21 protein-coding genes and 1 tRNA gene are annotated in these 23,550 nt (G+C 61.7%); 13 read left to right on the top strand and 9 right to left on the bottom strand.

The annotated features are described in order from the left end of the window. Positions 1 to 27: 27 nt before the first annotated feature. Together Q1B16_RS02305 and Q1B16_RS02300 are read left to right on the top strand one after the other, a co-directional pair. A complete protein-coding gene (locus Q1B16_RS02305) occupies positions 28 to 1,449 on the top strand; it encodes a glycoside hydrolase family 68 protein (protein ID WP_299784514.1) in 1,422 nt (473 codons plus the stop codon). After that, on the top strand, positions 1,449 to 3,497 hold the full coding sequence (locus Q1B16_RS02300) for a GH32 C-terminal domain-containing protein (protein ID WP_299784512.1): 2,049 nt from the start codon (positions 1,449 to 1,451) through the stop codon (positions 3,495 to 3,497). Before Q1B16_RS02305 ends, Q1B16_RS02300 begins: the two co-directional genes overlap by 1 nt. A 14-nt stretch (positions 3,498 to 3,511) precedes the next feature. Here Q1B16_RS02300 and Q1B16_RS02295 read toward each other — a convergent pair whose 3' ends face one another. The 5 genes from Q1B16_RS02295 to Q1B16_RS02275 form a co-directional block, all read right to left on the bottom strand. Continuing rightward, entirely contained in the window at positions 3,512 to 4,258 is a 747-nt protein-coding gene (locus Q1B16_RS02295; RefSeq protein ID WP_299784510.1) for a c-type cytochrome, read from the bottom strand. Positions 4,259 to 4,262: 4 nt separating this feature from the next. Next, on the bottom strand, positions 4,263 to 4,703 hold the full coding sequence (locus tag Q1B16_RS02290) for a cytochrome c (protein WP_299784508.1): 441 nt from the start codon (positions 4,701 to 4,703) through the stop codon (positions 4,263 to 4,265). A 21-nt stretch (positions 4,704 to 4,724) separates the two neighbouring features. Then, positions 4,725 to 6,233, bottom strand: coding sequence for a flavin monoamine oxidase family protein (locus Q1B16_RS02285; protein WP_366140126.1), 1,509 nt, complete (start codon positions 6,231 to 6,233; stop codon positions 4,725 to 4,727). Between the two features lie 217 nt (positions 6,234 to 6,450). Next, complete coding sequence (locus Q1B16_RS02280) at positions 6,451 to 8,106, bottom strand: mechanosensitive ion channel domain-containing protein (RefSeq protein WP_299784506.1); 1,656 nt, start codon at positions 8,104 to 8,106, stop codon at positions 6,451 to 6,453. 207 nt (positions 8,107 to 8,313) lie between these two features. Continuing rightward, positions 8,314 to 8,390: transfer RNA gene (locus tag Q1B16_RS02275), tRNA-Arg, on the bottom strand. 108 nt (positions 8,391 to 8,498) lie between these two features. Here Q1B16_RS02275 and Q1B16_RS02270 point away from each other — a divergent pair. Then, positions 8,499 to 9,029: a superoxide dismutase family protein gene (locus tag Q1B16_RS02270; RefSeq protein WP_299784504.1), complete on the top strand. Its 531-nt coding sequence runs from the start codon at positions 8,499 to 8,501 to the stop codon at positions 9,027 to 9,029. On the opposite strand, the gene Q1B16_RS02265 is transcribed toward Q1B16_RS02270, so the two are convergent. Both Q1B16_RS02265 and Q1B16_RS02260 read right to left on the bottom strand, forming a co-directional pair. After that, positions 9,021 to 9,488: a GNAT family N-acetyltransferase gene (locus tag Q1B16_RS02265; protein ID WP_299784502.1), complete on the bottom strand. Its 468-nt coding sequence runs from the start codon at positions 9,486 to 9,488 to the stop codon at positions 9,021 to 9,023. The genes Q1B16_RS02270 and Q1B16_RS02265 overlap by 9 nt on opposite strands. Beyond that, positions 9,485 to 9,796: an ETC complex I subunit gene (locus Q1B16_RS02260; RefSeq protein WP_299784500.1), complete on the bottom strand. Its 312-nt coding sequence runs from the start codon at positions 9,794 to 9,796 to the stop codon at positions 9,485 to 9,487. Before Q1B16_RS02260 ends, Q1B16_RS02265 begins: the two co-directional genes overlap by 4 nt. 408 nt (positions 9,797 to 10,204) lie before the next feature. On the opposite strand from Q1B16_RS02260, the gene uvrB reads away from it, so the two are divergent. Further along, positions 10,205 to 12,388 (top strand): excinuclease ABC subunit UvrB, encoded by a 2,184-nt coding sequence (gene uvrB / locus Q1B16_RS02255; protein ID WP_299784498.1) that lies wholly within the window; start codon positions 10,205 to 10,207, stop codon positions 12,386 to 12,388. 115 nt (positions 12,389 to 12,503) lie between these two features. Then, a complete protein-coding gene (locus Q1B16_RS02250; protein ID WP_299784496.1) occupies positions 12,504 to 12,884 on the top strand; it encodes a DUF305 domain-containing protein in 381 nt (126 codons plus the stop codon). A 196-nt stretch (positions 12,885 to 13,080) separates the two neighbouring features. On the opposite strand, the gene Q1B16_RS02245 is transcribed toward Q1B16_RS02250, so the two are convergent. Beyond that, a complete protein-coding gene (locus Q1B16_RS02245; protein ID WP_299784494.1) occupies positions 13,081 to 13,629 on the bottom strand; it encodes a transposase in 549 nt (182 codons plus the stop codon). A gap of 212 nt (positions 13,630 to 13,841) precedes the next feature. Next, complete coding sequence (locus tag Q1B16_RS02240) at positions 13,842 to 14,132, bottom strand: zf-TFIIB domain-containing protein (RefSeq protein WP_299784492.1); 291 nt, start codon at positions 14,130 to 14,132, stop codon at positions 13,842 to 13,844. Between the two features lie 122 nt (positions 14,133 to 14,254). On the opposite strand from Q1B16_RS02240, the gene Q1B16_RS02235 reads away from it, so the two are divergent. The 8 genes from Q1B16_RS02235 (at position 14,255) to yihA (ending at position 23,537) form a co-directional block, all read left to right on the top strand. Further along, a complete protein-coding gene (locus Q1B16_RS02235) occupies positions 14,255 to 14,725 on the top strand; it encodes a hypothetical protein (RefSeq protein WP_299784490.1) in 471 nt (156 codons plus the stop codon). 104 nt (positions 14,726 to 14,829) lie between these two features. Further along, on the top strand, positions 14,830 to 15,207 hold the full coding sequence (locus tag Q1B16_RS02230; protein ID WP_299784488.1) for an excinuclease ABC subunit B: 378 nt from the start codon (positions 14,830 to 14,832) through the stop codon (positions 15,205 to 15,207). Between the two features lie 40 nt (positions 15,208 to 15,247). After that, positions 15,248 to 17,698, top strand: a complete 2,451-nt coding sequence (gene hrpB, locus Q1B16_RS02225; protein ID WP_299784486.1) for an ATP-dependent helicase HrpB — start codon at positions 15,248 to 15,250, stop codon at positions 17,696 to 17,698. Positions 17,699 to 17,739: 41 nt separating this feature from the next. Continuing rightward, entirely contained in the window at positions 17,740 to 18,609 is an 870-nt protein-coding gene (gene ttcA, locus Q1B16_RS02220) for a tRNA 2-thiocytidine(32) synthetase TtcA (RefSeq protein WP_299784484.1), read from the top strand. Positions 18,610 to 18,667: 58 nt separating this feature from the next. Next, positions 18,668 to 20,197 carry a bifunctional diguanylate cyclase/phosphodiesterase gene (locus tag Q1B16_RS02215; protein WP_299784481.1) on the top strand — a complete coding sequence of 510 codons (1,530 nt, stop codon included), beginning with the start codon at positions 18,668 to 18,670 and terminating at the stop codon, positions 20,195 to 20,197. A 133-nt stretch (positions 20,198 to 20,330) separates the two neighbouring features. After that, complete coding sequence (gene yidC / locus Q1B16_RS02210) at positions 20,331 to 22,145, top strand: membrane protein insertase YidC (protein WP_299784479.1); 1,815 nt, start codon at positions 20,331 to 20,333, stop codon at positions 22,143 to 22,145. Next, positions 22,142 to 22,885: an MOSC N-terminal beta barrel domain-containing protein gene (locus Q1B16_RS02205; RefSeq protein ID WP_299784477.1), complete on the top strand. Its 744-nt coding sequence runs from the start codon at positions 22,142 to 22,144 to the stop codon at positions 22,883 to 22,885. Before yidC ends, Q1B16_RS02205 begins: the two co-directional genes overlap by 4 nt. A 1-nt stretch (position 22,886) precedes the next feature. Beyond that, a complete protein-coding gene (gene yihA / locus Q1B16_RS02200; RefSeq protein WP_299784475.1) occupies positions 22,887 to 23,537 on the top strand; it encodes a ribosome biogenesis GTP-binding protein YihA/YsxC in 651 nt (216 codons plus the stop codon). The last annotated feature ends 13 nt before the right edge of the window (positions 23,538 to 23,550 follow it).

Here is a 23,550-nt window from a genome sequence, read left to right as displayed (position 1 = left end):
TGCAATCACGTCATAAGGATTGCTGCCATGACTTCGCCTCACAGCGCGCTGCTCGCCTTCTGCATTTGTATTGCCGGAACGACGGTGACTGCCTCGCCCGGAAGTGATGCGTCGTCCCAGTCCACCGACATCTCGCCGCCCTCCGCCGTAAGTGATGGCAGTCAGGTCGGATCCGCCGCTGGCACCGCGGATTTCTCTACTATCGACATTCCCGAGGCCAAGCAGACGCCCGACGCTTTCCGCTTCAAGGGCACCTACGTGTCGGGCTGGTCGCCATCGGCCGCGCGGGGCATCCAGCTCAACGACAGCAACACCTTCCCCTATCTTTTGCCCGACACGGAACCCTTCGAAGAAGGCGTCTACGTCTGGGACGCATGGCCCGTGCGCACGCCGGACGGGGCGGTTGCGGTGATCGATGACTGGGTTCTCATGGTGGGCCTGTCGAGCGAAACCGACGCGGGTTCCGACTACCCGTTCTACACCCGCTCGACCTGGCGCTACTGGTACACCCGCGACGGCAACTGGATTCCCGGCGGCGTGGCCTTTGAACGGACCGAGGCGCTGGGATCGCGGCAATGGGCGGGCTCGACGATCTTTGATCCCGACAGCAACGAGATCACCTTCTACTACACCGCCGTCGGGGCGCTGAATGCCGAAAGCCTCGAGGCCGACGATCCGCCGCGCGCCATGAGCAACAGCCACCCCGGCGCGGGCCGTCCTAACACCGAACAGCGCATGGCGATGGTCACCGCCTCCGTATCGGCCGGCGATACCGGCGTGTCCTTCTCGGATTTCGGTGAGCACGAGATGATCCTCGAGGCCGATGGCGAGATTTACGTGACCGAGGCCGCCTATATCCCCGGCAATGTCATCTACGGCATGCGCGATCCGCATTACTGGCTCGATGACGAAACGGGCCGCGAATACATCCTTTTCACCGCCAACGCCGCGGGCATGCCCGACCCGTTCAACGGCGTTGTCGGACTGGCCGAGAAGATCGACGGGGAATGGACCCTGCAACGCCCGATCATCGCCGCGCCCGGCGTGTCGTCCCAGCTTGAACGGCCGCATGTCGTTGTGCGCGACGACGGGCTTTATGTGTTCTTCTCGACCCACAGTTTCACCTTTGCCGACGGCCTGAACGGGCCGGAAGGGCTTTACGGGTTCTACAACGCCGATGGCGACATTCGCGGCACCTATACCGCGATGAACGGCACTGGGCTGGTGCTGGGCAACCCGCCCGCCGCGCCGAACCAGACCTATTCCTATCTCGTGCTGCCGGATGGCAAGGTGATGAGCTATGTCAACACGCCCTACGGGTTCGCCGACGATCCCGACAGCGAGAAAGAGTTCATCGGTGCCCCTGCCCCGCTGGTGCAGATCGGAATGAAAGAAGGCCAATCGACTTTGCTCGCCGCGCCCGACACGGCGCTCTCTGGGTCCCGGTGATGCGCCACGCGGCGGTTCTCGCCTGTCTGGCGCTGGCCGCGCCCGCCGGGGCGGAGGTGGTGATCGATTTCGACGCCGACACCGGCCTGAGCGACCGACGCGTGGTGTCGCCCTACCACCCGGTCGAGATGAAACCCGGCGCCAGCGGTCAGGCCTTCGATTTCGACGGCTATTCGACAGAGGTGCTGGGGACCATCGCCGCCCCTTCCCTGCCGGTCTCCATCTCGACGCTGATCGCGCCACGCTCGCACGCGCCGAACACTGCCGGTCTGGTGCGTCTGACGGGGGACACGAACCTGCGGCTGGGCATGAACCGCTGGGGCTATCCGATCGCACATCTCGAAACGCCTGAGGGCGTGGAAATCTCGCTCCTGTCCGACACACCGGTGACGCTGTTCGATTGGAACAGGGTCGAATTGGTGGTCGACACCGACGAATTGCGCCTGATCCTGAACGGCGACACCGTGGCGCGGCGGAACCACGATCTGCCGGGTGACACCACACTTGGCACAGAACTGCGCATCGGCAACAACCCCGATGCTGCCCTCGTCGATGGGACCTATCCGACCGGGCATTTCAATGGACTTATGGACGACATCCGGATCGGCGCACCGACCGACGACGGGCCCCTGCCCTTTTCCGAGCCTGATCTCTCCATCGTCGCCTCCCGGTTCGAGGGAGACCCCAATCGCCCCGAATACCACCCGATCCCGCCTGCCGGGTGGACCAACGAGCCGCATGCGTTCTTCAAGAGCGGCGATGAATGGCATCTTTACTATCAGGCCAATCCGAACGGACCGTGGTGGGACCTCATGCAATGGGGGCATCTTGTCAGCACCGATATGATCACCTGGGAACCCCGCCCGCAGGCGCTTTGGCCGACGCCGGGCTTCGACAGCCAGGGCGTCTGGGTCGGCGACACGTTCGAAGCACCAGGTGGCACGGTCACGTCGGTCTATACCGGCGTCAACGGCCAATGGGCCGGGGTCGGTCTGGCGCAGGATGACGGGGCCGGCTTGCAGAAAAGCCCGCGCAACCCGGTGATCGCCAAGACACCCCCCGGCTATCAGGACATGCGCGATCCGTTCCTGATCCGGCAGGAGGATGGCTGGCTGATGCTCATCGGCTCCGGCACCGCCGACCGCACCCGCCCGGAGATCCTCACTTTCCGGTCCGACGACCTGATCGACTGGCGCTTTACCGGGCCGCTCGACACAGGCTCTATCGAGCGGTTCGGCGTCTATTGGGAAGTGCCCAAGCTTTTCCCGGTCGGCGATCTCTGGGCGCTTTTCGTGACCACGGTGCAGCCCGGCACACCGGCACGGACGCAATACTGGCTTGGCGACTGGGACGGCACCCGTTTCGCGCCGCAAGACCCCAAACCGCAGCTCCTGGACCTGTACCGCACCCATCTGGCCCACACCTTCGCCCGCTACGACGACAGCTCGCATGTCGCCACCGGTGTCGTGCCCGAGGAAAACCGCACCGGAGAAGAGCGGTTGGAGGCGGGGTGGATTCACGGCTTCGGCCTGCCCCGGATCGTGTCCCTGTGCGAAAGCCGCGAACGGCTGTGTCACCGCCCGATGCCCGATATCGGCTCGCTCTTCACTGACCCGCAGCAAGATCAGGCGATGCTTGGTCCGGACTGGCAAAGCGTCGCGTCGGGCCTCGACCACGGTCGGGTCACACTGACGCTCGATGCCAATAGCACAGTGCCCATCCGCATCGCCCTTCGTGCCACCCCGGACCTTGAGGAAGCGACGATCCTCACCTGGTATCCCGACGATCAGCGTCTGTCGCTCGATTTCTCGAAGTCGTCTCTGACGCCGCACAGCCGGTCGGATATTCTCTGGGCCGATTTGCCGTCCGAGACCCGCGAATTCGACCTGTTCATAGACGGGTCGTTCGTCACGCTCTTCACCGACACCGGCGGCAGCGCGGCGTTCCGGGTGTTTCCAACGCTAGAGACCGCCAATGAGGTGATGATTTCCTTTGCGAATGACGGTCAGACCTTACCGATCACCGTCACAAGCCAAGGGATGCGATAGCGTGTAGATGACGCTTAGTCTGCAACTTCGGCCGGGTTGCGACTGGCATAGAACGCGGCAACGGCGGAAATTTCTTCATCGGTCATCGCTTCTGCAATCCGCGCCATCGTGCCAAGCGGATCGCCCCTGCGCTGACCGGTTTTCCACGCAGTGAGCTGGGCCTCGATATATCCGGTAGGCTGCCCCTCCAGCGGGGGCGCAATCGGAACTTCGTCGAGATCACCCGCCGCGTTGTGGCACATCACACAGGCCGTCACTTCAGTCCCGCTCGCAGACCGGCGCCCGGCATAGGCCAGCACCTCACCGGCCTTGGCAAGCTGCCAGTCCAGATCGGACGGCGGATCGATGTCGGGCGCGGGCAGATCCGCGTAATAGGCCAGTACGGCCTGCGCTTCCGACGCCGTCAGTTGCGCCGAAATCGGAGCCATCACGGCGCTCACCCGACCACCATCGAGATAGGATTGAAGCTGCGATACGAGATAGTCATAGGGCAACGCCGCCAAGCGTGGAATGTCGCCACCACCTGCGCCCTGAAGCCCATGGCACGCCATGCACTTCATGCCCACCCCACCTGCTTGCGAGCCGCCCTTGGCAATGTCGCGTCCGGTCGCGATACGGTCCTCGGAAAAGGTCTCTGGGGTAATCCTGGGGTCAAGGCTCGCGACCGAATGCGACTCCTGCGAGAATACGGAGATTGGGGCACTGCACGCCACAGCCGTGGCCACAATCAAGCCAAACCGCTTGGAAGAACGGACCGCCATTATCTCAGCCCCCATCCAGGTCGGCAAATTCCTCGCGCATTTGCGCCACCTCGTCCGCAGTGACCTCACCCTCGTAATCATTGCCAAGATTGCTCCGCAAGAAATTCGCAACGGCCGCGATCTGGTCGTCGTTCAGCCAGTCGGCAAATGACGGCATCGCTCCGTTACCTTCGATCATCAGGTTGATGGGATAGCGTGCAGACCCCATGCGCGCGTTGCCTGCCAATGCCGGGTACGCCGCTGCGCCATAGGCACCCCCGCCATCTGGACCGTGGCACCCCGAACAGGCCCGTCGGTACAATGTGGCTCCATCCGTGTCGGTGAAGCTCTCGGTTGTTGCGCCAAGATCATGCCCACCCTGTTGAGCCTCGTTTCCGTCGTTCTGCGCCAAAACCGCGCCCCCTGACAACAGAAGCACCACGGCGAAAGATGTTGCATGTTTCATGCTCTTGATCCTTTCCGACAGTTACTGACTGGTCGCGCGTTCATGCACCTGGCGGACCGCATCCAGCGCCGATAGCAGGGACCCCTCCTGCCATCCCGGCAGGTAGGAGATGTGCTCGCCCGCGCAAACAAAGCGCTGATCCATCGTTGCCGCGATCTCGTAATCGCGCCCGCGATCGTCCCAATTGCTGTAGCAGCCGAGCATCCACGGCACGCGGTGCCAACTCAAAACGACACCGCTTGAGAACTCGTCCCGGTATTGCGGATGGATCTGCTCGCCTTGCGACAAGACCGACTCAAGCCGTTCCTGCGGCGACATGGAATTGTAGACATAGGCTTGTGGGCCATAGACATAGGCCCCGAGCAGCACCCCGGGACCGTCGGAATGCATTTCGTTTGCCGGATAGCCGATTTCCGCGATCGGCAGATCGGTGAGAGTAATGCCGCCGTAAATCTGCTCGTCCCGCTCCCAGAACCGCCGCTTCATTTCCAGCCCTGCCTTGACGGCCTCGTGATAGTGCAACTGACGCATGACGCGACGCATCTCGGGCGACACGTCGATGTCAAGCTGGCTCAGCACCGTGAACGGAATCGTGCAGATACAGTAATCCGCCGTAACCTGGCCGCCCTCACCACCGTCGCGCGCAGGTTCATAATCCACGGTCACACCGTCTTCGCCCTGCACCACGCGCGTGACGCGGGCGTTGTGCGTGATCAGATCGCCGACCTCGCGCTCAAAGGCATGCGCGATTTCCTCCATCCCTCCGACCGGCTGGAACATCGGCGCATGGTGACGGTAGGTGGTGTGGTTGCGCATGTATTGCCAGAAGCGCGATTGCAGAAGCTCGTTGAGGGCAATCGGCTCTGACGGTTCAGGCGCGGCGTCCCACAATCCTCCGCCGGGCGCACCCGCGTCGGGGTAGCCACGATACTCAGCGGTATCGAGACTGGCGGTATAACGATAATTTTTGTCCAAGATGCCGAAGGATTTGAGCGACTCCAAAAGGATTTCCGTATCCTCGACACTGACAGCTTGCTCCAGCGCCCCCTTGTCGGCGGCTTTGGCCAGCAGTTCGGTGATCCCGCCGACGTAATCCGCCCAGGCATGACCGTAACGGACAGGCTTGCCGCCAAAATGCTGGGTGGAGTGAAGATAGGCGTTTTGGTTTTCCTGAACGAATACCTCAAGCGGTACGTTCAATCGGTGGCAGTAATCCAGCAACGCCAAGTGGTGATGCGGGATTCGCCAGGGTCCGATATTGATGTACTGCCCATCGGAGAATTCGACGTTTTGTGAATAGCCGCCCAATTCCTCGATGGTGTCTCCGCCCTTGAGGGTCCAGCAGCGTCCGCCTGCCCGGTCCTGATATTCGAGTATCTGGACCGAATAGCCCGCGTTCCGCAGTTCCATCGCAGCGCACATCCCGGCAAGACCCGCGCCCAACACGACGACGCTTGTTCCTTCGGGTGCGCCGTTAAGGTCGGGCGGACCGCGATAGGGACTTTGTTGGGCGTGACCAAGACTGGTCATCGCGCTCATCATGGCGCTCGACCCTGCGGTCAGGCCTATCAGTTGCAACAATGCTCGGCGGGATGGACGAAAGGGCTCGTGTGACATGGATCACCTTGGCAAGAAATTCGACTTACCTAGGGAAAACGCAGATAAGGCGCTGCTTGGTTCCCAAAAAAATTGCCTTTCTCGGATTGGGTCCACGAAGCTTGCGGCATCTCGCGGAAGACGCCCTGCATCACCCGTTCGGCGTGAGCGACGACGCCGTAAGTCCGGTCGACTCGCGGTCGCGTCCCGGCGTAACCTCCTGCACCCGCTCCCTCGGAAGCCAGGTCGGGCGGTCGTTCTTGATGAAAGCCATCAACTGCTCTCGCAATCGGCATTGCACGGTCCATCCGGTCGAGGGGTCGTCCATCATCGCGTAGAAGCTCACCTCCAACCCGTCGGCGGATTGATCCGTCGTGCGAGTGATAGCGCTGTCCGATTCCGAGATGTCCGGGTCATCCCCGACCATGTCTTCGAACCGCGCACGCAATTCATCGACATCCGCGCAAGGATCGAGACGAAGTGAGATAACCTTCATCATCCGTGCCTCGGCGACCGACCAATTCTCGAATGGCTTGGACACGAAATAGGTCACAGGCACCACGATCCGCCGATGGTCCCAGGTTCGCAATCGCAAGAACGTATAGAACACCGCTTCGACATAGGCCCAATCGCCTTCGAACAGAACCGAGTCGCCGATCCTTACCGGCTTTGCGAACGCGATTTGCAACGATGCGAGGATGTTGCCCAACACCGCTTGGCCCGCGATGCCGAAAACAACGGTGAGAACACCGGCGGACGCCAAAAGCGTAAGGCCCACACTTTCGAACAAATTCATCTGCGCCAGCACGATCGACACCGCGATGCCGATCATCAAGAGTACGATCAATCGGCGCAAGGCATAGATCGACGTATAAAGCTCGCGCTCGTCAACGCCGCGTTTGTCGTCGATCTCACCGACGTAACGAACCGTGATGCGTTGGAGGACAGCATCGACAACGCGCAAGGCCGTCATGCCAACGCCCCAGACCATCAGTATGATAAGCGCCGGTCGCAAAAATGCCTGCACAGGGCCGGAGAACGACAAAACGTGGCTTAGAAAAAGTTGCGCCGTCCCCGCCATGATGAGAATGGCAAGAGGCAAGCCGCTGCGCTCCAGTCCCTTGCTGAGCCAATGGCGGTCGGTTTTCTCCGCAAGACGCAAAGCGCCCTTGCGGGCCAACCACCCCATGAATAACAGGGCAGATGCAAAAATCGGGAGCGTGATCCACTCCCATAACCACAAACCCGCGAATTCGCGCTTCAGCGCCTCGGGAATCCAGCGTTCGTAAGGCCGTGGGCCGTACAATTCGTATAGCGCATTCGCGTTGTCCACCGTTTGCGGCGTAAAAAGCCAGATGGCAGGTTGATCCTCTGGTTTGTAGCGGGCCAGACGAATGTCGTAGGCGGCTTTGGCTGTCTCGAAAGACGCGATGCGCAAATTGAGGCGCGGCTGACCTTCGCGCGGATCCGATCCTGCCGTTCCTTCAATCATCGCATCCGGTCGCGCCGGAAGATCGCTCCAGTCGATCCAGACCTGCCGCGCGATCACGGAAGAAAGGTGACGGGCCGCGTCTTTGCCGAGGTCGCTTTGGTTTGCCGGGTCGATCTCTGACAGGTACAGATAGTGCGCCGCCAGACCGAAATCGCCGGCGTCAGTCGCTTGGAGGAAGCCGCGAAGCGTCTGCCGGGGTGAGCTTCGATCAAGCCGCCCGGATTGAACATCGGGCAATCCTGCGTTGATTTCATCCGCCGGATACCATTCGGAAGGAGCCTCCTGCGCGTGTGCAACAAGAAGCAGTAGGCTCAACAGCATCCCAAGCGCGCACACACCTCGCGTCACGAAACGCCGTGCAAATTTCGTGAATGCTGGCAAAATAAATGACATTCGGCTTCCGGGCGTCAGAACAGGCTTCTCTGGTATTCCAACCGTCTGACAAGAGCCGAGTTCCCTGAAAGCCGAAGCTGCGCCTGCGCGAGCGCATGTTCTTGGCGCTGAAATTCGAAAAGCGGAAACTGGCGATCCCTGAAGGACTCGAACCCTCAACCTGCTGATTAGAAGTCAGCTGCTCTATCCAGTTGAGCTAAGGGACCGCACGGGAAATCGGTTACGACAGACCGGTCGGTTCGTCAAAGGGGTAAATCGGAACGGCACACCGAGTGCAGCGTTTCACTCTCTCAATTAATCAGAGGAGATATCCCATGAAACATGCGCTCTTTGCACTTTCCTTGTCCGCGGTAGCCGCGACGCCGCTTCATGCTCAGGACATCGCTGCAGCCGAGGTTCAGAACCGCGACGGCGAAAGTGTCGGCTCGGTCTATCTGCGCGACACCGCCTCGGGTTACGTGCGTGTGATCGTCGCCCTGACCGATCTGCCCGAAGGCGGGCATGGCCTTCACATCCACGAAACGGGCGATTGTTCGGCTGACGATTTCTCGTCGGCGGGGGGCCATCTGGCAGGTGATGCCGCGCATGGTGTGATGACCGAAGACGGACCGCATCCCGGCGATCTGCCCAATCTCATCGTACACAGCGACGGCACCGCAAATGTCGAGCATTTCAACAACCGGCTCGAAATCGAGAACATGATTTTCGACGAGGACGGCGCAGCGATCATCGTCCACTCCGGTCAGGACGACTACACGTCGCAACCCTCCGGCGATGCTGGCGACCGGATCGCGTGCGGCGCATTCGTGCGACGGGCCGAAGCCGATGGCCCGGCGTCAGACTGACCGGGTCATGAAAACGCTGAGCGGGTCTTCGACGTAATCGCCGAATGGCGCGCAATAGGTGAAGCCGTGCCGTTCGTACAGCCGACGGGCCGGCGCGAAGGGCGCTTCCGATCCTGTTTCGAGGCTGATCTGCGTCATGCCAAGGTTCCGCGCTTCGGATAGAATGTGCATCACCAGCGCCGAGGCCACCCCGAGACCACGGGATTCGGCCTTGGTGTGCATGGATTTCAGTTCACCATGGGTGTCGTCCAGCGGCTTCAGCGCCGCGATGCCCAGCATCGTGTCCCCGTCCCGCAGGGCGTAGACATGCGCACCGGCGGCGAACAGGTCATCGGCGCTCATCACGTGGCAGCTTTCGGCCGGTGATTGCGACCGCATCATTTCGAAATGTCGATTGACCAGATCGGCCACGTCCCAGGTCAGGGCAACGACAGGGTCAATGCGAAACGACCCGTTCAATGGGTCCAGGCGCCTCTGCGATCCACTGCGAAATTCTCGGCATAGCCGCGCGGCCGGATATTCGGCTTGCGCTTGTGCGGGCTGAACTCAATCACCTCGATGCCGTGTTCCTTGGCATAGGCCTTGGCGGCATCCAGCGTGTCGAACTTGAGCCGGACTTGGCTTTGGGTGTCCGAGGACGAGGTCCAGCCCATCAACGGATCAATCTCGCGCGGGCTTTCGGGAGCGAATTCCAGGATCCAGTGATGGGTCTTGGCCGTGCCGGACGACATGGCGGTTCTCGATGGCTGGTAAATTCGGGCGCGCATGGCTCTCACCTGATCTGTCTGTGAGGCAGATATGGTCAAAATTGGCCTCGCGCGCAAGCGGTTCGGCACATGGAAAGTGTCGCAGGCAAACGGGAGATCGGTGCAAGCAGGGTATCAACGGCCTCCGAACGGCGGGGAGCGAGGGGTGGGTGAGTGCCGCCCGAAACAGGTGTTACCAACTGCTTGCAGGAAAAAGGTACAGATTTCATACAACTTTAAAAGAAAAAAAGCCGTGTGCGTCACTTTGGGCCGGACCACCCCCTGACGCATCCCGCCAAACGCTTTGAAAACCTGCGGTTTCAAGCCATCTACGACTTAGGTTGCAATTCGGGCTCCGCCCCCCCATTTTGACTTTCTCCCGCGTGGCCGCACGTCTTTGGCCACCCAGTCGAATCCACCCGGTGACCCATGTCCGATATCCCGATCCTCCACGCCCCGGCCCCCGATGTCCGTGCTCGCGAAAAGCTCGAGGGTGGCATCCGGTTCCGCATGAACACCGAATTCGAACCGGCGGGCGACCAGCCGACGGCGATCAAGGAACTGTCCGCAGGTGTGCTGAACGGCGAACGCGACCAGGTGCTTCTGGGCGCGACTGGCACCGGCAAGACCTTCACGATGGCCAAGGTGATCGAGGAAACCCAGCGCCCCGCGATCATCCTCGCACCCAACAAGACGCTCGCGGCGCAGCTTTACGGCGAATTCAAAGGGTTCTTCCCGGACAACGCGGTCGAGTATTTCGTCAGCTACTACGACTATTACCAACCCGAAGCCTACGTTCCGCGATCCGACACCTACATCGAGAAGGAATCGCAGATCAACGAACAGATCGACCGGATGCGCCACTCGGCCACCCGGGCGCTTCTGGAACGTGACGACGTGATCATCGTTGCCTCGGTGTCCTGCATCTACGGTATCGGCTCGGTCGAAACCTACGGCGCGATGACGCAGGATCTGCATGTCGGCAAAAGCTATGACCAGCGCAAGGTCATGGCCGACCTGGTGGCCCAGCAATACCGCCGCAACGATCAGGCGTTTCAGCGCGGGTCGTTCCGCGTGCGCGGCGACAGCCTCGAGATCTTCCCGGCGCACCTCGAAGACCGCGCCTGGAAGCTGTCCTTCTTCGGCGATGAGTTGGAAAGCATCACGGAATTCGACCCGCTGACCGGCGAAAAGACCGACACATTCGAACGCATCCGTATCTACGCCAACAGCCACTACGTCACGCCGAAACCGACGATGCAGCAGGCGATGATCGGCATCAAGAAAGAGCTGCGCATCCGGCTCGATCAACTGGTCGCCGAAGGTAAATTGCTCGAAGCGCAGCGGCTGGAACAGCGCACCAATTTCGATCTGGAAATGCTCGAGGCCACAGGCGTCTGCAACGGGATCGAGAATTATTCCCGCTACCTCACCGGCCGCGCGCCGGGAGAACCGCCCCCCACCCTGTTCGAATTCATCCCCGACCACGCCATCGTCTTTGCCGACGAAAGCCATGTCAGCGTGCCGCAGATCGGCGGCATGTACAAAGGCGACTACCGGCGCAAGTTCACGCTGGCCGAACACGGCTTCCGCCTGCCGTCGTGCATGGACAACCGTCCCCTCAAGTTCGAGGAATGGGACGCCATGCGCCCGCAATCGGTGTTCGTGTCCGCCACCCCCGCCAAGTGGGAGATCGAACAAACGGGCGGTGTCTTCACCGAACAGGTGATCCGTCCCACAGGTCTTCTCGATCCGATGGTCGAGATTCGACCCGTGGAGATGCAGGTCGACGACCTTCTGGACGAGGTGCGCAAGGTCGCCGCCGATGGCTACCGCACGCTGGTCACGACGCTGACCAAGCGCATGGCCGAAGACCTGACTGAATACATGCACGAACAGGGCATCCGCGTGCGCTACATGCACTCGGACATCGACACCATCGAACGGATCGAAATCCTGCGCGATCTGCGTCTGGGGGCGTTCGATGTGCTGATCGGCATCAATCTTCTGCGCGAGGGTCTGGATATTCCCGAATGCGGGCTGGTCGCCATTCTGGATGCGGATAAGGAAGGCTTCCTGCGCTCGGAAACCTCACTGATCCAGACCATCGGACGCGCCGCGCGCAACGCCGACGGTCGGGTCATCATGTATGCCGACCGGATCACCGGGTCGATGGAACGCGCGCTCGCCGAAACCGACCGCCGCCGCGCCAAGCAGATCGCCTATAACGAGGAACACGGGATAACGCCCGCGACGATCAAGAAGAACGTCGATGACATCCTGCAAGGTCTCTACAAAGGCGACGTGGACATTAACCGCGTCACCGCCAAGGTGGACAAACCGCTGGCCGGGGCCAATTTGCAAGCCGTTCTGGACGGTCTGCGCGCGGACATGCGCAAGGCGGCCGAAAACCTCGAATTCGAGGAAGCCGCGCGTCTGCGGGACGAGGTCAAGCGCCTGGAGGCGGTCGATCTGGCCATCGCCGACGATCCCCTTGCCCGCCAATCCGCGGTTGAGGCGGCAGCGGACGCCGCGGTGAAGGCGTCGGGGCGCAGCACGGCAGGCAGACCGGGACAACGCGGAGGCAATGTGCAGCGGCGGAAGAAGCGGTAATCCTTCGGCGTCACCGTTCACGCAGTTGTGCGTTTGATCACTCAAACGTCGCTTGCCTTTCGGTCACTGGAAAGTGCGATCTTGACGCATAACATTCCTTGAGGGAGTCACCTCCATGGCCCGCCGCCTATACTCTTTTGCCTTGATCGGATTGCTTTTCGCCTCGGTCCATCCGGGTCACGCCACGGAAACAGGCGCGACGGCGCATTCCGGGCATGGCGTGGCAGTGGATCAAAGTCTGCCCGCCTCGACACAAGCCTTCATGGAAGCGAACGATGTCATGCATCGGGACATGGCCATCACCTATACCGGCAACGCCGATGTGGATTTCTTGTTGGGCATGATCCCGCATCATCAAGGCGCCGTCGACATGGCCCGGATTGTGCTCGAACACGGTACCGACCCGGAAGTTCGCAAATTGGCGGAAGCCGTTATCGCGGCGCAAACGGTCGAAATCGAATGGATGCAGGAACGGTTGCGCGTCCTTGGTCATTGACCCGCTGCTTGTCGCAGGGGCAGACCGATCCTCCGATGCTCATCTGGTGCTCCACCGATCCGCGTGAGTGGACAACCAGCGCGTGCTTGGCTGACAGGTGTTCAGATGAACGGCACGAAAGGCACAGGCAGGCGGTCAGGGGAAACGTACTCACAATCGCGATCCAGTCGACCATGGTGGGCAAGACTTGCCCACCCTACGAAGGTTCGCCGAATTGACCTTCGGCGAAGCGCCCGCACCATTCGGGATCGACCCGGCCAAGACGAATATCCCGATGGATCGACGAATACGGCCACTCCACCGCACGTGACACGAGACCGTGTTTCACAGGATTGCCCCAGCAATAAGCGACATGCGCCCTGTAATCGGCATCGTCCCGGATCAAGTGTTCCCAGTATCGCCGCTGCCACAAACCCGCCTCGCGTTTGCGCAGCTTGCTGGCCGATCGCGTAGGGTGGGCATGTCTGCCCACCTTGTTGTTCACCGCCCGCGTGAACCGATGTTTGATCTTGCGCCACCGCTCGGGGAAATCGCTGTCTCCGTCTGGCAGGGTCCAGACTGCGTACAGATGGTCCGGCAGAACGACGAAAGCGTCCGAAAGCACCGGCATTTCCGCCACTGTCGCGGCATAGGCGGAGCGCAGAGCGGCAATCTCCGCCGTCAACATGGCCGAGCCACGCTGTTCCAAGGTCACGGTAAAGAAATAGGTTGCGCCGGGAACGCGCAGGCGGCGGTATCGGGACATGGGCCGACAATGACCCAGACTCGTAAAGGCCCGGTGAACAGACTAGTGGCGTTTATACCAAACGACCCGTCCCTGTCTGTGTCACCCCCTAGATAAACGGCACAAACGGCACTCCGCAGGCGGTCAGGGCCAGCAGGCTGACAATCGCGATCCATATCCGCATGACGGTCTCCCAAGGTCGGACAAGCCTGCCCGACCTAACCGACCCGGTCTCAGAAGTCGAAGAGATCTTCGAGAAACCCGCCGCGCTTCTTTTTCCTGCGGTAGCCCTGATCCCCGCGATACCGGTCGTCGTCCCGATACGAACCCTCCTCGTATCCGCGCTGCGGTTCTGGCTGGGAGGGCGGCGGCGGGGGCGGTGCCGCGAAGGCGGCGCTGCGTTCGATGATCTTGTCCAGTTCCCCGCGATCCAGCCAAACGCCTCGGCATTGCGGGCAATAGTCAATCTCGACCCCCGAGCGATCGGTGATGACAAGGGCGGTTCCGTCGATGGGGCATTTCATGGGGCTCTCCTCGGGTTTGATTGCCCTAGAGCTAATCAGTCTCCCGCGTTTTTCACCCCCTGTCGTATGAATGTCGGCAACCGTACGTTGGAACCGTACGAAACGTACGCTACCTCACCTGCATGAACCGGATTGCCCTTGCCTTTGTCTTTGCCTGTGCCGGTCTCCCCGCGATGGCATGGCAGTTCACACCCGACCCGATCTGCACCTTGTCCCACCGGGGACAGGACATGACGGTTACGGTCACGTATGACCCAATGATCGAGGAATACGCGATCCATCTTGAACGGGACGGAGGCTGGCCCGATGCGCCAGTGTTTTCGCTTCGTTTCGAAGGCCCAAGCGGGCAAGTGATTTCCACCGACCGTCATGTCGTCGGCGATGTCTCCCCGGAGACGTTGACGGTGCGGGACCGTGGCTTTGGCAATGTTCTGAACGGACTCGAATTCAACAGCCGCGCGGTGGCTGTGCTGGATGATCTCGAGGTTTCGGTATCGCTTGACGGTGCAGCCCCTGCGGTCGCGGCCTTCCGCGCCTGCCCGGCGGACCAATTTGTCTTTGTCCCCATGGGGACAAAGATTAACAACTCCTGAATCCCGCTGATCAAGCCCTTGATTTCAAACGCTTGCGTGACGCCCCTTGGCACGCGTCGATCAATCCCATTGCCCGGTTGATGCGCTTCGGCTAGCGTTGAAAGATGCTGCGCCTGATCCCGATCCTTTTGCTTCTTGCCGCCTGCGCGACGCCGCAGGATCGCTGCATCAACGATGCGGCAGCGCCCTATCGCGCGGCCCTCAAGGAGCGGTCAGAGATCGCGAAATCACTGTCACGCGGGTTCGATTACGTCACCGAATACCAGACCCGCCGCGTGTTTACCCGCTGCAAGACCCATAAGGGCGGCTGGGTGCCCTGTTGGGACCGCGAAACCTATCCCGTGACCCGCCGCGTTCCCATCGACCGCGAAACGCTGCAACGGCGCGATGCGCAGTTGGCCCGCGATCTACCAAGCCTGCAACGCGCCGCCGAACGTGGTGCCGCCGCCTGCATCGCAGCCCTTCCCGAAGACGACAGCTGATCCGCTTGCCCCGGCGCGTCGCACCGGCCTAGAAGACGACATGACCCGTCTTCCCATCGACCCTGTCCTGCCCGAGCTTCTGGAGCACCTTCGCACCAAGGGGCGGGCCGTGTTGCAGGCCCCACCTGGCGCGGGCAAGACCACGCGTGTGCCATTGGCGATGCTGGAGGCCGGGCTGACCGGGCAGAAGATCGTCATGCTCGAACCGCGCCGCCTGGCCGCCCGTGCGGCGGCAGAACGCATGGCGCAATCACTTGGGGAAACCGCCGGGAAAACAGTCGGTTACCGCGTGCGGGGCGAGGCGAAGATTTCCAACAAAACCCGGATCGAAGTTGTGACCGAAGGTATCCTGACCCGGATGATCCAATCCGACCCGGCACTCTCGGGCATAGGAGCGGTGATCTTTGACGAGTTTCACGAACGATCACTGAACGCCGACCTGGGCCTTGCGCTTTGCCTCGAAATCACCGGCGCGTTGCGGGACGATCTGATCCTGCTGGCGATGTCCGCGACGCTCGATGCGGCGCCGGTGGCGGCGTTGATGGATGCGCCCATCGTCACCTCGGAAGGGCGAAGCTTTCCGGTGGACACCCGCTGGCTCGAAAGACCGGTCCCCAAGGGGACACGGTTTGAGACCGCTGCTGCTGATCTGATCGCGCAGGCGATTGCGGAGACCGAAGGTGGTCTCTTGGCATTCCTTCCAGGGGAAGGCGAAATCCGAAGGGTGCAGGCCGCGCTGAACGGACGTTTGCCCGGCGATTGCCATATCCGCCCGCTGTTCGGTGCCATGCCCTTCAAGGCACAGCAGGACGCGATCCGCCCCGAACCGCATGGGCGTAAGGTGGTGCTGGCCACGTCGATCGCCGAGACCTCGCTGACCATCGAGGACATTCGCGTGGTGGTCGATGGCGGCCTTGCCCGCCGCGCCCGGTTCGATCCGGGGTCTGGCATGTCGCGGCTGGTGACGGAAAAGGTCACCAAGGCCGAGGCGACGCAGCGCGCAGGACGTGCGGGGCGGGTTGCCGAAGGGGTGGCCTACAAGCTGTGGACCAAGGGCGAAGACGGCGCCCTGAGCGCCTTTCCCCCGGCAGAGATCGAAGCGGCAGACCTGGCCGGCCTGGCGCTGGAACTGGCGCTCTGGGGCGCACAGCCGGCGGATCTGCCGTTCCTGACCCCGCCTCCCGAAGGGGCCTATGCCGAGGCGCAGGCGCTGCTGCGGATGCTGGGCGCGCTTGACCGGCAGAACCGGATCACGGACCACGGGCGCATGCTGTCGGGTTTGCCGCTGCACCCGAGGCTGGCTCATATGGTGGCTGTTGCCGGGAAAGACGCGGCACCGCTTGCCGCGCTAATGGCCGATCGCGACCCGGTGCAGGGCGGCGGGGTTGACCTGACCCTGCGGCTCAAGGCGCTGCGCGATCCCAAGCGCTTTGCCGAGACACGGCGCGCAACGCTCAATCGCGGCGCGCTGGACCGGATCCGGACCGAGACCAAACGGCTGGCGAATGCCGCGCCTGCTGGTTCAACCCAAGGGTTGAGCTCCGCGGAAATGGCAGCACTGGCCTATCCAGACCGGATCGGTCTGCGCCGCAAGGGCGACGCCCCGCGTTATCAACTGTCGGGCGGCAAGGGCGCGGTGATGGAGGACTGCGATGCGCTGGCCGGTGCGCGCCTGATCGTGGCGACGGATCTGGACGGCAACCCGCGCGAAGCCCGCATCCGACAGGCCGTGCAGATCACCGAAAGCGCGGTTCGGGCGCTGTTTTCCGACCAGATCACATGGGTCGACCTGTGCGCCTGGTCGAAGCGCGACCGGCGCGTGGTGTCGCGGCAGCAGGAAAAGCTGGGTGCGATCGCGCTGGACGACCGGGTGTGGAAAGACGCGCCTCCCGAGGCGGTGGCGGAAGCGATGCTGGACGGGGTGCGCGACCTCGGGCTTGCCCCGGCGATGACGGATGCAGCGCGGCGTTTCATTGCCCGCGTGGCATTGGCTCGAGAAGCCGGGCAGGACCTGCCGGATATGTCCGATGGCGCGCTGCTGACGTCTCTGGACGACTGGTTGCTGCCGCACCTGACCGGGGTTCGCAGCGCCGAGGACTGGAAACGTTTCGACCTTTTGGGTCCCCTGCGCGCCATGCTGGACTGGCCACAGATGCAGGCCTTGGATCAATCCGTGCCGGGCAAGTTCACCACCCCTCTGGGCCGCGAGATCCCGATTGATTATTCCGGGGACCATCCCGAGATCGCCCTGCGCCTGCAAGAGATGTTCGGCCAGAAGACCCACCCCTGCGTCGGCAGGACACCGTTACGTGTGACACTGTTGTCCCCCGCCCGCCGTCCGGTGCAGACCACTATGGATTTGCCGGGCTTCTGGGCCGGGTCTTATGCGGATGTACGCAAGGACATGCGCGCGGCCTATCCGAAACACCCCTGGCCCGAAGACCCGACCGAGGCAGACCCCACCCTGCGCGCCAAACCGCGCGCGCGCTGACGGGACTTGTCGGCCTGCCGGTTCCAACGTAGATCCAGCACATGCTTGATGATGCCGACGACATTCACCCGCTGTTCTACGGTGCACCCAAAACCACCGAGTTCAAGAAGCTGCGCAAGCGCATCGTGCAGAATGTGCGCGAAGCGATCGAGCAATATGGCATGATCGAACGCGATGCCCGTTGGCTGGTGTGCCTGTCGGGCGGCAAGGACAGCTACACCCTGCTCGCGGTGCTGCACGAGCTCAAATGGCGCGGCCTTTTGCCGGTGGAGCTTCTGGCCTGCAATCTCGATCAAGGGCAGCCGGGATTTCCGGCGACGGTTTTGCCCGAGTTTCTGGAGAAAATGGGGGTTCCCCATCGGATCGAATACCAGGACACATATTCCATCGTCGTCGATAAGGTCCCGCAGGGGCGCACTTACTGCGCGCTCTGTTCGCGGCTTCGGCGTGGCAATCTCTACCGGATCGCACGCGAAGAAGGGTGCTCTGCCGTGGTGCTTGGCCACCATCGCGACGATATTCTAGAGACCTTCTTCATGAACCTTTTTCACGGAGGACGGCTTGCGACCATGCCGCCGAAACTGGTCAACGAAGAGGGCGATCTTTTCGTCTACCGCCCTCTCGCCCATGTCGCCGAGGCCGATTGCGAAAAATTCGCGACAGCGATGCGGTATCCGATCATTCCCTGCGACCTGTGCGGCAGCCAGGACGGGCTGCAACGGCAACAGGTCAAGGCGATCCTCGATGGTTGGGAAAAGAACAGCCCGGGCCGTCGGCAAGTCATGTTCCGGGCCTTGACCAATGCGCGCCCGTCGCATCTCCTGGACAGTGATCTCTTTGATTTCAAAGGGCTTCGGACATCTGCAACCCAGGATAATGAGAATTCTTCGGAAATTCCTGTTCTGCGTTAAACCTTGAGTCACCGGTTTTCTGTCATCGTCCTCGAAACGAATTCGGGGCACGATGGCTATGCGACCTGGACTTGATGCGAAGAACCTGAAGCTTTTGATCCGGCGTGGCCTGCAAGGCCCGCAAATGCTGGCCTTTCTGCCGGCCATATCGCTGGCCGCCTACTGGGGGGGCGGCGAAGTCCTGTTGGTGTTCTGCGCCCTACTCACGCCCTTGGTCTATGCCCTGACCGGTGGGTTCGGACAGATGTCGGATGGTGGCAGGACCGATTTGGAAGACACGGCCTCGGTCGAAGAGGTCGCGGAGGATTTCCTTGCGATGGCTTTGCACAACGGCCAGACAACCGCTTGCCTCCAACTGCGGATATCCGGGCTCGATGCGATCTCTGACGCCTTCGGGCCGACCCGCGCGGATGAGGCGCGCGACGTGATCGAAACGCGTCTGACGTCGGCGCTTCGGCAATCGGACCATGTCTTCCGGTCGGGTGATTGCCAATTCACCCTCCTCATCGCGCCGGGATTCAGGCTCAAGCTGGACAGCCTCCTCGATCTGGCCAAGCGACTGCGCCTCGCCGCAGAAGAGCCGATTTCCATCAATGGCGTCAGCCAGTATGTGACAGTGAACATCGGAATCGCGTCATCACTGAATTTCGGGAGAAACGTGACGGCGGACATATGGCTCGACTCCGCCATACAGGCGCTGACCGATGCGGTGGAGTCGGGCACGCCGACAACGCGCGTCTGGTCGGACAAGCTGTCGCGCAGACACAAGGCCCGCCGCGATTTGCAGGATGACATCGCCGGGGCGCTGGATGCGGGCCAGATACAGGCTTTCTTTCAACCACAGGTCAGCGTTCGGACGGGCGATGTGACCGGCATGGAAGCACTGGCGCGATGGGATCATCCAACACGGGGAATCCTCCCTGCGGCGGCGTTTCTTCCTGCGGCAATGGAGACCGGACAGATGGTTAGGCTCGGCCAATCGGTGGTGATACGAGCTCTGAACGCGCTTCAGACTTGGGATGGTGCGGGCCTGTCGGTCCCGACGATCAGCGTCAACCTGTCCGAAGCCGAGTTGCTTGATCCGGATCTGCCTGATCATATCGCGGTCGCGTTGGATCGAAGCGGCGTCCTCGCGCATCGCCTTGTCTTGGAGATTTCAGAAACCGTTTTGCGCGGCTCGAATGACGATATCAGCCAACGCAACCTGATCGCCCTGTCCGAGATCGGATGCGCGATCGACCTCGACAATTTCGGCACCGGGACGTGCGGTGTCTCCCAATTGCAAAGCGTTCCGTTTCAGCGGCTGAAGATCGATAGGCAGTTGGTTATGGGCTCGGACCTGTCGGAAGATCGGCAACGCATCCTGAGCGCGATCATCGGGCTGGCCGACCGGCTCGAGATGCAGACTGTCGGATGCGGTGTCGAAACGTTGGGTGAGCACGGTGTCCTGCGGGACCTTGGCTGTGGTCACGCACAGGGATTTCTTTTCGCCGAACCGGGATCGGCAGGCGATATCGGCGCATGGCTGGCTGAACGACAGGGGCGCGAAGAACCCGCCAATGGGGTCCGTTTACGGCGGGTCAAATAGTCATCAACCTCGGCTTCACAACCTGCTGAACAAATGCCGCATAGGCCGAACTTGCCTGTGAATCCGCTTGACCTTCAGGCACAGTGCCTGTTGAACGCAGCGGTAATCCAAAAACCACAGGCGGCGGTCCCCTATGGACGATCAGAACAAGAATCTTTTAATCGCGACAGCGCTGAGCTTTGCGGTCATTCTCGTTTGGTTTGTGCTGTTCCCGCCACCGGACCCGGCGCTCGATCCTGAAACGGCCTTGCCGCCAGCGAGCCAGACCGAGACCGCGCCGATCGCAACCACCCCGGATGCGGCCCCGGTCGACACCTCCACAGCCACGCAGGCCGGCCCCACGGCGGTCGCCGATGCGCCGCGCGTGGAGATCGAAACCGACCGTTTGACCGGCTCGATCTCGCTTGCCGGCGGCCGGATCGACGACCTGTCCCTGAAGGACTACCGGGTCAGCGTGGAGCCGAATTCCGACGTGGTGCATCTTCTCAATCCGGTCGGCACCGCCAGCCCTTATTATGCGCTTTTCGGCTGGGCACCCGGCGGTGGCCTGACGCTCGAGGACGTGCCCAGTGTCACGACCGACTGGACCGTCGAAAGCGGTGACAGGCTGACCACGGACAGCCCGATCACGCTCCGCTGGGAAAGCCCCAACGGAACGATTTTCCGCCGATTGATCGAGGTCGACGACGACTTCATGTTCACCGTCACCCAATCGATCGAGAACACCACCGACACCGCGATATCGGTCGCGCCCTATGGCCTGATTGCGCGGCATGGCGAACCTGCGGACCTGAAGAATTTCTTCATTCTGCACGAAGGCGTCGTCGCGATGGCGGACGGCACGCTTGCCGAGATCGACTACGACGACATGACCGATTTCCCGGTGGTCCCGACCGAGGGCGCCCGGGCCGAGGTCACGCAGGTGGCGGAAAGCGGCTGGATCGGCTTTACCGACCACTACTGGATGACGACGCTGATTCCGGATACCGGCACGCCGTTCCGGCAGGTGGCCAAGTACAACGACGCCAGCAATATCTACCAGACCGAGGCGGTGCAGCCGACAGTGACCATCGCCCCCGGTCAGACGCAGGAAGTGACCACACAGCTGTTCGCCGGGGCCAAGGAATGGGAAACCATCCGCGAGTACCAGAACAACGGCGTCGACCGTTTCATCGACGCGATTGACTGGGGCTGGTTCTTTTTCCTGACCAAGCCGATCTTCTGGCTGCTGCACCATCTCAATCTGCTGATCGGCAACATGGGCTGGGCGATCATCGGCCTGACACTGATCATCAAGGCCATCCTGTTCCCGTTGGCATACAAATCCTACGTGTCGATGGCGAAGATGAAAGAGCTTCAGCCGGAGATGGAAAAGATCAAGGAGCGCGCGGGCGACGACCGGCAGAAGCTCCAGCAGGAAATGATGGAGATGTACAAGAAGGAGAAGGTGAACCCGGCTTCTGGCTGCCTGCCGATCCTGTTGCAAATCCCGATCTTCTTCTCGCTCTACAAGGTGATCTTCGTCACTCTGGAACTGCGCCACGCGCCCTGGCTCGGTCCGTTCCAGGACCTGTCCGCGCCGGACCCGACATCGATCTTCAACCTCTTCGGTTTACTGCCCTGGGCCGCGCCGGAACCGGGATCGTTGCTGGCGCTTGTCTTTATCGGCATCCTGCCGCTGCTTCTGGGCATTTCGATGTGGTTGCAGCAAAAGCTGAACCCGGCGCCCACTGATGCGACCCAGGCGATGATCTTTGCCTGGATGCCGTGGGTGTTCATGTTCATGCTGGGCGGCTTTGCAAGCGGTCTCGTGGTCTACTGGATCGCGAACAACACGATCACGTTCACGCAGCAGTACCTGATCATGCGCTCGCAAGGGTATAAGCCGGACGTGTTCGGAAACATCAAATCGAGCATCAAGCGCAGCGCCAAAACGGGCGAAAAATGACGGCGACAGTCACCGAGATCTGGCGGCATCCGATCAAGAGCCACGGTCGGGAAGCGCTGATGTCGGTGACCCTCGAACCCGGCAAGGCGATGCCGCTGGACCGGCTTTGGGCCGTGGCGCACGAACGGTCGAAGGTAGATGGCAGCGCTTGGGCACCGTGCGGTAATTTCTGCCGCGTGGCGAAATTGCCAAGTTTGATGGCAATCTCCGCACGCCACGATCCCGCATCCGGCCGGATCACGCTGCACCATCCGGATCAGGACGCACTGACCTTCGATCCCGAAACCGAAAGCGACCTGTTCATCACATGGGCAAAGGCCCTTGCCCCCGATGATGCATTGCAGCCGACCCGGCTTGTCAAGGGTCAGGCACAGGCATTCACCGACAGCGATTTTCCCAGCGTGACCTTGTGCAACCATGCCTCGCACCGCGCGGTCGAGCAGCGCGTCGGTCGGCCCCTGTCGCATCTGCGGTGGCGGGGCAATATCTGGATCGACGGTCTTGCACCGTGGGAAGAGTTCGATTGGGACGATCGTGAAATCCGCATCGGCGACGCGGTGCTGCGGGTGCGGGAACGCACGGATCGGTGCAAGTCGACGCATAGCAATCCCGACACGGGATTGCGGGACGCCGATGTTCTGGGCGCGTTGGCCAGTTGGGGGCATCAGGATTTCTCGGTCCGGGCCGAGGTGATCCAAGGTGGCGAGATCAAAGCTGGCGATGAGGTGACCCGTGTCTGACATGCAGCTTCGTTTCCCTCTGGCCGAAGAGCCGGACGAGATCAGCCGTGAAACCGGGCGCAAGCTTTTCGCGGGTGAGGTGGATTTCCTCAAAGGCGTCGTTGCGATGTCCGGCCTTCCGGCGGATGACCGGATCGAGGTCTGTTTCGCGGGGCGATCGAACGTGGGGAAATCGTCGCTCATCAACGCCGTGACCGGACGTAAGGCGCTTGCCCGTGCGTCGAACACGCCCGGACGGACGCAAGAGATCAACTATTTCACGCTTGGCGATGAACGCTACATCGTCGACCTGCCCGGCTATGGTTATGCCAATGCGCCCGTGCAGGTGGTCGAAAAATGGCAGGCATTGCTCAAGCAGTATCTTTCGGGGCGGGCCAGCCTGCGTCGCGCTTTCGTGCTGGTGGACAGCCGACACGGCATCAAGCCCGTCGATGAGGAGATCATGACCCTTCTCGACAAAAGCGCCGTGACGTTTCAGGTGGTTCTGACCAAGGCAGACAAGATCAAACCGTCGCATTGCGACAGCCTGCTGGCGCAGGTGCGTGACAAGCTGGCGAAACACCCGGCCGCCTACCCCGAGCTGGTTCTGACGAGCAGCGAAAAGGGCGACGGCATCGCGACCTTGCGCAGCATCATCGCCGGGATCAGCTAGGGTCGGGATTGCA

The sequence above is a fragment of the uncultured Marivita sp. genome, from assembly GCF_947488135.1.
Taxonomy (GTDB): Bacteria; Pseudomonadota; Alphaproteobacteria; order Rhodobacterales; family Rhodobacteraceae; genus Marivita.
This window is presented reverse-complemented; position numbering and strand designations above follow the sequence as displayed.